The organism is Chthonomonas sp. (assembly GCF_035294505.1).
Classification (GTDB): domain Bacteria; phylum Armatimonadota; class Chthonomonadetes; order Chthonomonadales; family Chthonomonadaceae; genus Chthonomonas.
In genome coordinates, this window is sequence record NZ_DATGKU010000021.1 from 1 (window position 1) to 11,487 (window position 11,487).

The window sequence follows — 11,487 nt, forward strand, 5'->3', positions numbered from 1 at the left end:
GGGTGCTCTTTCCTGCGCCATCAATGCCTTCAAACGTGATGAGCCGGCCTTTGGATGACATCGTGAGGCTCACGCGCCGATGGGTAAGATGCGCACACGACGTTGCGGCTCGACCCCCACGCTCTCCGAAGCCAGTTGGTACCGCTCCGCAAGGAGGTGCTGTAGACGACGTATTTGGGGGCTTGCCGGCGACAGCTCCACGGCCGTATGCGTCTGCTTCACGATCTCGATGGCCTCGCGCGCTTCCTGAAGGGCCGCATTCTCCATATCGAACTCCTCCTCAAGCTCCTCAGGCCCCATTTCGCCGGTACCCATGCGGAAAATCTCACGCAAACAACTTGCTATCTGCGCGTAGGTGTTGCTCTTGATCGTGTAGATAGGAAGACGTCGCTGCGCGATCTCCCGCATCTTTGCCGGCTCTCGCTTGTAGGAGGCCTTTAAGGCGATTACGGCATCGGCATCGCTCACATCACGGGCGATAAAGGCCGAAACGTGTAACTCCGCTATCGCCCTATCCAGACGGCTTCGACTTACGCCGTATGGAAAGATGCGAACCGTGGACGGAAGCGGGCGTGTTGGACGTGAAACCTCCTCAACGTCGCGCCCTTTCTCGAAGGAAGCGGCTTTCGCATCCCCGTTGCGGGCCACCCGAGGAATCGTGTAAAGCGGCTCCTCCTCCCTCCCGTCTGCCGACTCAGGCACCTCGTGAATGGTGGGGTGCAGTTCGTTAGAGCGCTGCACGATCTCGATATGGCCATCGGGTGTACGTACGCGTATCTCCGGACGTGGCGGGATTCCACGTAGCATGCGGTCTACCGTCTTCTCCACATCCATATGGATCGCCAACTTATCCACGTCCATGATCTCGATCACCACATCGAAGGTCGGTGGGGCCTTTCGCTCGAGTACCGTTTTTTGGGTGCCGCGCCGACGCGCCTCATCATCGGAGAGCGTAACGGCATGAATGCCTCCCACGAGATCGGAGAGGGTGGGGTTCAGCAACAGGTTCTCTAGGCTGTTGCCGTGAGCCGTCCCGATAAGCTGCACCCCACGTTCCGCGATGGTTCGGGCCGCAAACGCCTCTTGCTCCGTGCCGATCTCATCAATGATGATGACCTCCGGCATATGGTTTTCCACGGCCTCGATCATCACATTGTGCTGCTCCTCAGGCGAACTCACCTGCATTCTTCGCGCACGCCCGATGCCGGGGTGCGGAATATCCCCATCGCCGGCGATCTCGTTGCTGGTGTCCACAATCACCACACGCTTGTTCAGCTCGGAGGAGAGCACGCGGGCCACCTCGCGCAGCTTCGTGGTTTTGCCCCGACCAGGACGCCCAAGCAGCAGTATGGATTTGCCGCTCTCCACCACATCCTGAATGATATCTATGGTGCCGAAAACGGCACGACCGATGCGGCAGGTGAGACCGATAATGCGCCCTTGCCGATTGCGTATGGCCGAAATGCGATGCAACGTGCGTTCGATGCCGGCCCGGTTATCCTTGCCAAACGCGCCTACGCGGCTTACCACATACTCGATCTGCTCGGCAGAAACCGGCTCCGTCCCTAGCTCCACAACCCTTTCGGGGAAACGAGCCTCCGGGATACGCCCGAGGTCCATCACGATCTCCAGCAGGTCGTTCAATGACGGCTCCTGCTCGAGATACTTGCGGATGTCGGGTGGAAGGGTTTCTAGAAGCTGATCGAGATTATCGGTGATCTGTTGTTGCTGCACGGTTAGTGGGCGTCGTAAAGCACCGGAAAGGTCTTGCCCACGATGCAAGGAGGTCCCTTGCGCTTCCGGTTCGTACCAAGACGAGATTCTCTGCATTTGCATGAGAGGGTTCGATTGTCTCCTAAGACTACTCTGTTGAGAAAATTGGGATTTTCGGATTATCTGTGTCGTTTCCTCGTATCAGGAACAATAGGTTTTCGCCAATACTATATCGCCGCAGCACCGCCTCTTTGGTAAGACATAAAGAACATCTTTCAAAGTTTGCGTCCCCCTATTTTAAAAGACCGAAATCGGGCCAAGAAAGTTTCCACTAAGCCTCCAGTACGACGTTTTCATTTTGGAATTTCACGATTCGTCTGCGCGAATCCTGCATCCGTTTCTGAAAAGGAAATAACCCCGCCCGCCGTGAATATACGATCAACTCCGCCTAATCCTTATGGCATCGTTCCTTAGGGTAGGCACAATACGGATTGAGGTAGAAAAGATGCGTCGTTCCCAGCTTGCCATCAACACGGTATCGTTAAGGGGCAGTTTAGAGGAGATTTTGGCGGCCTGTGCCGAAGCTGGTTTTGAGAACGTCGAGTTTGCACTAGGGCCGATTCGCGATCGCCCGGTACCTGAGCTTCGCCATCTTCTACAGCGGCACGGGCTGCGCTGTATTGGGGGGTTTGAAACCGGCTTAGAGGCCTTTTCCGATAAGGAGCAGCGTGCGAACAACCATGCGCGTGTCATCGAGAACGCCCGGCTGCTGGCGCAGCTCGGCTCTCGTTGTTGTCTTGTTGTGGGCACGGACGGGCCGGCGCATTCCGTTGCCGACCCCATTGGCGTGCTCGCAGAGGCTTTTGCCACGGTGGCCGATGCCATTGCCGACACCGATGTGAGACTCTGTTTGGAGTTCAACTGGTCTCCCTTGGTAAAATCGCTGCGCACGGCGGTAGAGGTGGTGCAGCGTGCCGGTCGCCCGAATGTTGGGGTGCTTTTCGACCCCGCGCACTACCATTGCACCCCCACCAAGTTCGAGCAGATCAACGCGCTTTCGGTAGCCCATATTTACCATGTTCATGTAGACGACATGCGCGACAAGCCCGGCGAACTCTCCCACTGCAACGAGGATCGCGTGCTTCCGGGACAGGGGTGTTTAGACCTTCGGGCTATTTTTGATGCCCTAGAGCGTTATGGATATAAGGGCTACTACTCCATCGAGATGTTCAGCAAGGAGCTTTGGGCCCTTCCTCCGCTTGAAGCCGCCAAACGGATGTATGATAGTCTATTGCCTTACTGCCACACGGAATAAGCTCCTACCCCATGTCTCTGTGAACAGAGCCGTGTTTTTGACTAAAATCCTCCCCAACTTTCCTTAAAGTGTCAATTTTGCCTACTCGTAGTATTGACATCACAGAAGTTTGTCAGTATAATGAAACCAACACATCTATTTGAAACGATCATTCTATCCACCATGAGTAACGGATTTTCGATAGATGTGGCTGTAGCGATAAGGAGGATTCTCTTATGAAGTCAAAAGCTTTCACGCTAATCGAGTTGCTCGTAGTTATCGCTATTATAGCGATACTTGCAGCTATTCTGTTTCCTGTTTTTGCACAGGCACGTGAAAAAGCAAGAGCTATATCCTGCCTCAGCAATATCAAGCAGCTGACAACTGCCGAACAGATGTATGTGCAAGACTACGACGAGAAGCTCAACGAACTTGCAAATGGAGCGGCGGTAGGTTTAGCCGGTTGGCCTGGAAACAGCCCTGATGGCGACGGCCCACCACCCTCACAGCAGCTCATCTGGCTAGGATACCTCTACCCCTATACCAAGAACGTACAGCTTGCTTTCTGTCCTTCTCTCCTCATAGTCTGGTAGCAAGCTACCACAATTTATCCTTCACAGGCCTATACTGGCGCAGGGTGGATCGTAAACAACTTTCTATCGGCATGATCGGCGAGATGGCCCCTTGGGACGATTGGCAGTGTACGGTGGATTTAAACAACGGCGTGGACTACTTCCACTCCTACTGTGTAAACGGATTTCACACGCTGCCAAGCTTTCCCTATCCTGCTCAGCAGGCTATCTTTGCCGATAGCGTCCCCCAAGACCCGTGGTCTGGTGGAGGTGGCTACTGGGCAGACCCCTGGAACGGCATCGATCTCAGTTTCGGCTTGTCTGACCGCCACAATCTTGGCACTAACGTAGGATTCCTTGATGGACATGCCAAGTGGTACCGCACTAAGTCCTTGATAAGAGCCGATCAGATATTTGGCACCGGGCAGTGTATTAACTACGATGCGGCCCGGGTCTACTACGATCCTTCCGCCCCTTATCCAGACACACAGCCGATTTGTGAAGGACACGGGATAGGTTGATATGCAAAAAGAAGTTCATCCTGCTATTCTCATCGTCGTAATTGTGGTTGTCCTACTTCTGCTGGGCTTTCTTTTCTGGAGATCGCAGCAGCCCTCCGAGAAGGTTATAGACAACCCAAATGCGCCGATAGGTTTTCAAGGCAGACTGCAGAAGCTGCAGAAGATGCAGGGGCGTCCTGCAATAAGTCCAGGAACCCCTCCTTCTGCAGGCCCTAGCGGCCCCTAGCATATATGAGACTTCCGACCATGAATAATAGGGAAGGTCTCCATGGAGACCTTCCCTCTTTTTATCGCAACTCGAACTAACTCTTATGTCAATTCCTATGTTGACCGGGCGGCATCATCTGCTTACCTAGGCCTGAATTCCTACCCACAGCCGAGGCAGGGGGCGCTTGCGGCAGCTGAATAGGTTTTTCATGACTGCCACAGCCTGTAGAAGATACCACCAGTATTGACAGCAGGGCGACAATGCGTTTTTTGCGTGCTCGTCTCATCTCTCTACGGCCATTGATCGTTATTGCTGATGCTCCACAGGTCCCCTTTCTGCGTTACATCTCCGGTACGAATAGACTTTACATGGCCATCACAGAACACCACCGTGTTGTTCGATTTTGGGTCTGGGGCAATAGAGACGTCAGTCTTGCGATAGGCAGCGTTGTGACGTCCATCGGTCGTGTAGTTTGCTGCATCAGGATGATCGCCCGGCCAATAGTTGTCGAAGTAGCTTAGCGCCAAAGCGGCACCCGGCTCCTTTCCGTTGAGGAACCAGTCATAAGTTTCCACCAACTCCAGAGTATTTGCAGGAGCGACAATCGCGGCCAGTCCTACCGGTATATAAGTGGTTGGTACAGGGTCTGGCTCCCACCAGTTAACGATGTCATCGCTTATACCATAGGAAGAGAAGTTGCCATAGCCGAATTTAGCTGCGGCTACCGGATCGTAGGGTGCATCTGGGCAGCGGTAAACACCGGAAAGGTCTTGCGGGAGAGCCTGACCCAATTTCCCAGACCCATTCGCTTTCTGTATGTAGGGCGAAATCAACTGTGGCCAGTATTGCTGGGGCGAGGTGTAGTTCCCTGTAGTTGGATCGTAACCGCTGAAGTAGGGGCAGTACTTCTCGTCATAGTCCTGGATATACATAGCTATCCCAAGACCAATTTGACGTGCGTTTGAAACACAGGTAATTTTTCGCGCCTGCTCGCGCGCCTGCGCGAAAACAGGGAACAGGATGGCTGCGAGTATCGCTATGATAGCGATGACTACAAGCAACTCAATGAGCGTAAAAGCGTTTTTGCGATTCATGTGTCGTTTTCCTCCGAAGCCGTTAAGCTCTGTTTCGTTAATGCCTCAGACATCTCCTTCTTCTCTTTTGTTACAAGAAAGATAGCTCTCCACAAAAGCGAAAGCTGCCGTCCCTTACTCCCTCGTATACGGAAAAGGAACCGGCAGCTGTGCCAGAGTGCTGAAGGAAACCGTCTGTAGAACGGTTTGATTATACCCGAAAACGTTTTTGCCGTCCACACCCAGTTTCCCTCACATATCTCTCCAAACAGATTTCTGCTTGGCCTTCCCTTTGCAAAGAGCCAGTTAGTATTATAACATGAAAACCCCAAAAGTGCAAGTTTTTTGTTGTTTCCCACCAGATTCTTGTCACATTACTCAAAAGAACAGAAAGAAACATGTCTTTTCCCGTTTCACGTAGGGAACAGTAAGGCTCCCAGCAAAATATTCCACATTGGCCACACTACCGCATAGCTCCATAGGACACGACAGCCTCTTTTGGTACAGACCTGTGCCCAACACATCATAGAGGTCTCGTCTTCCTCGTCCTGCCCCAAAGAAAGCAGGAAATAGGCGAATTCAGGTAGAATGCATGAAGAGATACCTGTCCTTGAAAGAATTGCGCTTGGGGAGCGTGGGAACGTGATACAGAAATATCTGAACTATCTTATTTTTGGTGGAATCGTTCTCGTGGTTGTGGGCCTAGCCGCTCTGCACAGCCATCATATGCATCAACTGCTCTACAATCTCACACACGGGACGCCGACTCAGCGCGCCGCCGCAGCCAAAGAGCTGATCGCCGAAGAGCAGTTCTCCGATACCATCGCCGGTGAGACGAAAGAGATGCGCGCCCAGGCGGCCATCGCCCTTGCCGATCTCGGCAACGCCGACGCCGTGAAACAGGCCGTGCAGATGCTGAAAGACCAGGATAAGATCGTCCGCGATCAGGCCCTGCGTACCCTAAAACAGATCGGGGCCGCCTCAGCAGATAACATCAAAGCCCTTGTGGACGGCCTTAGCGATAGCGACATCAATGTGCGCCAAGGCGTTATCCGCGCCCTCACCGATCCCGACGGCATAGGCCCCCGCCAAAACCCCGACGTGGTGCAGGCGCTCATCAATGAACTCAAATCGAGCAGCGATGCCCGCGGTCCCGTGGGTGATGTGCTTAGCAGCAAAGCGTTCGATCCTGCTGCCAACAACCGCAGTGTTCCTGCGCTGATGGCCCTCCTTGACGATAAAGATGACGGCGTGAAGGTCGGTGCGGCCAACGCGCTTGGGAAAATAGGAGACCCACAGGCTGTGCCCAAGCTTATCGCCGTGCTTCAGAACCCAGCCACCACCACCCAAGTGCGCACGGCCGTTATCGCCGCCATTGGGCTTATCGCCGCTCCCTCCAGCGAGCCGGTACTCGCCAAAGCGGTGCTCGACCCTTCGGTAGATTCCGACGCTCGCGCTCAGGCCGCCGCCGGCTTAGGGCGTATCGCAACGCCGGATGCCATCGCCACGCTTCTCAAAGCGCTCACAGATTACGACCTCAACCTGAGAACGGCGGCCATCTCTGCCCTCTCTGTCGCCGCTCGCCCAGGCGAGGATAGCCCCCCAAACCGTGCCGTGGTACAACAACTTATCAAAGCCTTGTCAAATCCTCAGAAAGAGGTACGCCTTGGCGTCGCCCAGGCGCTCATTCCGGTGCGCGATCCGGAAACCGATCCCGCCCTTGCACGGCTGCTACAGACCGACACGCAAGATGCTGATGTGCGTGCCGCTGCCGCCAAAGCCCTAGGCTTTTCCGGTAATCGAGACGGCATCGCGCCCCTTGTTGCCGCCTTAAACGACCCCAGCGGAACCGTTGCCGAGGCAGCCACACAAGCGCTGGCACAGATCGGCCCCGCAGCTGCCCCTACGCTGATCTCCCTTTTCGCAAAAGGCGGCACAACTGCCTACTATGCCTCCACCGCCTTGGGCGATCTGCTCGATTCTGAGCACGGCTCCGAAATTCTTCTGCAGCTAGCAGCGGCGGTGAAGAACGCCAACCCCACCCTACAACGATGGGCTGCCGTCGCCCTTGGTAACACCGATCTGGCCGGAGCAAAGGACATCCTTGAACAGTTGGCCAAAAGTTCCGATGCGGATGTGGCCTACGTGGCCCAGCAGCAGCTGAATCGCTTCGAGCAAGCGCAGTAACCGCCAGGAGGCCATAGAGAGCGTGGAACAGCTACCCGATCTGCTTTTGCAAACTCCGCTCCCAATAGAACCTTGCTTTCGAACCGAAGCAAGGCTTGTTGCCTTTCAAGGAGATGTAAGCGACTGTCTTAAGCAGATTCCTGACGAAACCATCCAACTGATTATCACCTCCCCGCCCTACAATCTTGGGAAAGAGTACGAAAACCGCAGGGATATCGCGGACTACCTTAAGACCCAAGTGCCTGTCCTACAACAGTTGTATAGAGTCTTAAAAAAAGAGGGAAGCCTCTGCTGGCAAGTCGGCAACTTCGTGGAAGAGGGAGAGGTTTACCCGCTTGACATCTTCTACTACCCCCTCTTCAAGAATCAGGGTTTTAAGCTGCGCAATCGCATTATTTGGCGCTTCGGTCACGGCCTTCATGCCTCAAAACGCCTCTCCGGTAGGTACGAAACCCTTCTCTGGTTCACAAAAAGTGACCACTATGTTTTCAATCTCGATGACATTCGGGTTCCTCCAAAGTACCCAGGAAAACGCCATTTTAAAGGGCCGAATAAGGGAAAACCGTCCTGCAATCCACTTGGGAAAAATCCTTCCGACGTATGGGAGTTCCTTTTAGAAGAGTGGGAAGAAGGTCTGTGGGATATCCCCAACGTCAAGTCGAACCACCCAGAAAAAACGGTTCACCCCTGCCAATTTCCCGTTGAACTCGCAGAACGCTGCGTTTTGGCTTTCTCTAATGAGGACGATTGGGTGCTTGATCCCTATATGGGCGTGGGCAGCGCTCTCATCGCCGCCATCATGCACAATCGCCGTGCCGCAGGTTGCGACAAAGAAGCACGGTATGTTGCTATAGCCAAAGAACGACTCATGGCGCTGTTCTCGGGAACCCTGCGCTACCGACCGCTGGGCAAACCGATCCACGAACCTACCGGAAGAGAACGGGTTACCCAAATCCCGCAGGAATGGATCAGCAACCTCTAAAACCTTCCCTGCATCGAACTCTCTCCTCCCGGCCTTCCACGCAACCCCGCCTCCGCATAAAAAAGAGTCTGCTGCGCCCAACCCGCCATAGGGCCGAAGCGCTCGCGAAAGGCTTCGGCAATAGTCCTATAGAGTCGCGGAGTCAACGAACGCCCCTCAAACTGAGGCAGAAAAAGCCGAACCCCTAGCCGATGGATATGCCTATCCACCGGCACCGCTTCCCACTTGTCGAGCGCGAATAGGCAGATGCAGTCTGCCACCTTTGGCCCCACACCCGGAAACTCCATTAAGGCTTCATGCGCCTCCGCGTAGGGCACCTCTCGCAGCGATTCCAGCCACCCCTGCGGTTTTTGTAAGAGCCTCTGTGCCGTCTGAACAACAAAAGGCGCCCGGTAGCCCCACAGGCCGGCCCGCAAATCCTTCTCGTCCGCCTCGGCAAGCGCACGAACCGAGGGAAAAGCAAACAGAGTTGCCGGCTCATCGAGACCGGTATAGATAGGAGAACCATATCGCTGCGCCAAATAGCCTACGCTCCGTTCGATCTTGGTCACCGTGTTCGTGGTGGCGCAGAGAAAGGCAAAAAGACACTCCTCCGGCGGTTGCCGCAAGACACGTAGCCCGGCAAAAGCACGAAAAACTTCGGCCAGATGCGGCTCCATAAGGCTCCAACGGCAGTAGAGCGATTCGAGGTTAACACGTAGCTGCAGGTAGTCCTCTACCACCTCCCAGCAGTCCGGCTGCGGAAACGTTTGCCAATAAAGTTCGCCATAAGGCGCTCCATCGGGCTGCCACAAGGCCACACCAACCGCCCCTATCGTCCCCCACCAAACGCCGTTTGCATCTCGGCGCCATCGAAAGCTCTGACCACTGTGCAAGGTGGCTTCCAAGTGGAGGGGAGATCGGTGACAATCGAATCGCCTCCAAGCGAGAGGAAGGGCGTCGGCCTTGATGCGCGAGTTGCTCATCGCTATCGGCTGCAAAGTGCCCCTACCCCTCCCCCTTTGTCGCAGGAAACTCGACGGCAGCCCACCACTTCGGGTTCAGATGGGCAAAACATCGGTCGCGCTCTTCCGCCTCTCCAAGAAGGTTCCAATCGTCAACCGAGATAGGCTCTTGGGCGGCAGCGCGTTGAATAAGAGAAGCCAAATGCAAAAAGCGAGAGTAGTGGTAGTTGACTCGCTGTTCGGCATAGTCACGACTGGTGAAGGTGCTGATGTTGAACTGCCAATCCGACGATTCGAGCAACAGCAGCTCACGCGCTGCCTGACGAAGAATGGTTTGCACCCGCCCCATATCTCCATAGGTTTGTGCTAGTTCTATCATCCGCAGTTCGGCTTCATAGACCTTCTCCCACGTCCACGCCGTCCACTCGTTCAGCCATATCCAGTGATAGCCTCCTTCCCCCCACGAGCCTTCGGGCAGCGCCACCACCGCCTTGGGCGGATATTTCTCCAAGTAGGCATCGCACGTGATCAGTTCTATGTGTGGGTGCGCATGCAGCTGCTTCAGGGCATGATAGAGAAACTCCGGCCCCTCGAACCACCAATGCCCGAACAGTTCGGTGTCGTACATAGCGACCACAACAGGGGGTCTGTTCTCCTCCACATTTGCCGAAGTCACCGTCTGGTGCACCAGCTGGGCAAAGTGCTCGGCATGAATATGCACGCGGCCCATTGCCAAATAAGGCTCATAGAGCTGCTTGGCGCCTAAATCCTCCTTTGGCCAGGAGACGCGCCAATAGCGCAGGTTGCCCGGATAGTGCTTTTTGTGAAACTCTAGGTAGAACTCATCCCCCGGATAGCCGTGCGCACCGCTCCAAACCTGCATGCCGGTTTTTGGATCGCGCGCAAAGCAGGCCACCGGCTGCATAGGAAGTCCGCTGCTGTTGACCCAATAGGGCGCATAGGGCGTACGATCCGTTCGTTCTGGGCTATACTCCCGTTGAAACTGTGCCCAAAGCTCTTGCAGTCCCTTGAAGCGCTCCGCATAGACGCCCAGCGTCTGCCCTCCTCGCAGAAGATGGGCATCCACAAAAAAATAGTGCAGACCGCTTTCCGCCAAAAACTCTTCAATGCCTTTTCGCAACTGCGGCTGCAGGCTACGATAGGCCTCTATAGGGGCGTTCCAAGCGTAACGTGGACGATAGGCACACTCCGGCAGCCAAAACCCGCGCGGGTCGCGTCCAAAATGCGCCTCATAGGCGGCCACGCCCAAACGAATCTGCGCCTGCACGCTGTTATCGGTGAGCAAAAGAGGCAGATAACCGTGGGTAGCTGCACTGGTCAGTATCTCTATATGTCCCTCATCCTGAAGCCTCCGAAAGGCCCCAACGAGATCCCCTTTGTAGATATTCAGGAAAGATTCGAGCTTCTGCTGATAGTAGTCCTCCCAAAAGTGGGCCAGGCCACGCATATGGGTATTGCCCTCATAACGAAACTGCCGCTGGTTTTCGCGCGCCGTCTCTATTTTCTGCTGGAGATAGCCCACAAAATCGTGCTGAAACGTCTCATCGGCCAGCTGCTCAACGAGAATGGGGGTAAGCCCTATAGTGATTTTGGGCGAGATGCCTTCGGAGACAAGGCGGAAGAGCACGTCGAGCAGTGGCAGATAGGTTTCGGCGGTGACCTCCGACAGCCAATCGGTGCCGTGAGGTGACCGCCCGTGGTCGAGCACATAGGGGATATGGGAATGAAGCACGAGGGCAAAATAGCCCTGTTTGCGCGGTTTCGCCATGCAGAGAGGCTCCAGATAGGAGAAAGCCTGTCCTCCTTTACGAGGACAGGCCGGTTCAACAACGTTTCAAATCACGCTAGGCCACGAGACCCGCTTCCGCGCAGCATTTGCGGAACATCTGCACTTTACCGCTAGGGGTCAACTGTCGCACCACTTCGGGCTTGCGACCGCAAAAGCGACATAGCTGCTGTTGGGCTTTCGACT

At 55.0% G+C, this 11,487-nt stretch carries 10 protein-coding genes; 6 read left to right on the forward strand and 4 right to left on the reverse strand.

What is annotated here, in order from left to right; genetic code table 11:
* Nucleotides 1-69 precede the first annotated feature (69 nt).
* Complete coding sequence (locus VKV18_RS00655) at nucleotides 70-1,836, reverse strand: R3H domain-containing nucleic acid-binding protein (RefSeq protein WP_324202298.1); 1,767 nt, start codon at nucleotides 1,834-1,836, stop codon at nucleotides 70-72.
* Between the two features lie 382 nt (nucleotides 1,837-2,218).
* Here VKV18_RS00655 and VKV18_RS00660 point away from each other — a divergent pair, with 382 nt between their 5' ends.
* From VKV18_RS00660 to VKV18_RS00675, 4 genes are all read left to right on the forward strand, one after another.
* Nucleotides 2,219-3,028, forward strand: a complete 810-nt coding sequence (locus VKV18_RS00660) for a sugar phosphate isomerase/epimerase family protein (protein WP_324202299.1) — start codon at nucleotides 2,219-2,221, stop codon at nucleotides 3,026-3,028.
* 215 nt (nucleotides 3,029-3,243) lie between these two features.
* A complete protein-coding gene (locus VKV18_RS00665) occupies nucleotides 3,244-3,600 on the forward strand; it encodes a prepilin-type N-terminal cleavage/methylation domain-containing protein (protein ID WP_324202300.1) in 357 nt (118 codons plus the stop codon).
* 44 nt (nucleotides 3,601-3,644) lie between these two features.
* Nucleotides 3,645-4,100 (forward strand): H-X9-DG-CTERM domain-containing protein, encoded by a 456-nt coding sequence (locus tag VKV18_RS00670; RefSeq protein ID WP_324202301.1) that lies wholly within the window; start codon nucleotides 3,645-3,647, stop codon nucleotides 4,098-4,100.
* 1 nt (nucleotide 4,101) lies between these two features.
* A complete protein-coding gene (locus VKV18_RS00675; RefSeq protein ID WP_324202302.1) occupies nucleotides 4,102-4,326 on the forward strand; it encodes a hypothetical protein in 225 nt (74 codons plus the stop codon).
* Nucleotides 4,327-4,598: 272 nt separating this feature from the next.
* Here the strand turns inward: VKV18_RS00675 and VKV18_RS00680 are convergent, their stop codons facing one another.
* Nucleotides 4,599-5,402 (reverse strand): prepilin-type N-terminal cleavage/methylation domain-containing protein, encoded by an 804-nt coding sequence (locus VKV18_RS00680; protein WP_324202303.1) that lies wholly within the window; start codon nucleotides 5,400-5,402, stop codon nucleotides 4,599-4,601.
* 567 nt (nucleotides 5,403-5,969) lie between these two features.
* Here VKV18_RS00680 and VKV18_RS00685 point away from each other — a divergent pair.
* A complete protein-coding gene (locus VKV18_RS00685) occupies nucleotides 5,970-7,568 on the forward strand; it encodes a HEAT repeat domain-containing protein (RefSeq protein WP_324202304.1) in 1,599 nt (532 codons plus the stop codon).
* A gap of 22 nt (nucleotides 7,569-7,590) precedes the next feature.
* A complete protein-coding gene (locus tag VKV18_RS00690) occupies nucleotides 7,591-8,550 on the forward strand; it encodes a site-specific DNA-methyltransferase (protein WP_324202305.1) in 960 nt (319 codons plus the stop codon).
* On the opposite strand, the gene VKV18_RS00695 is transcribed toward VKV18_RS00690, so the two are convergent.
* Nucleotides 8,547-9,530 carry a DNA glycosylase gene (locus tag VKV18_RS00695; protein ID WP_324202306.1) on the reverse strand — a complete coding sequence of 328 codons (984 nt, stop codon included), beginning with the start codon at nucleotides 9,528-9,530 and terminating at the stop codon, nucleotides 8,547-8,549. The two genes, VKV18_RS00690 and VKV18_RS00695, sit on opposite strands and share 4 nt — an antisense overlap.
* 7 nt (nucleotides 9,531-9,537) lie before the next feature.
* A complete protein-coding gene (locus tag VKV18_RS00700; RefSeq protein WP_324202307.1) occupies nucleotides 9,538-11,283 on the reverse strand; it encodes a glycoside hydrolase family 57 protein in 1,746 nt (581 codons plus the stop codon).
* Nucleotides 11,284-11,487 lie beyond the last annotated feature (204 nt).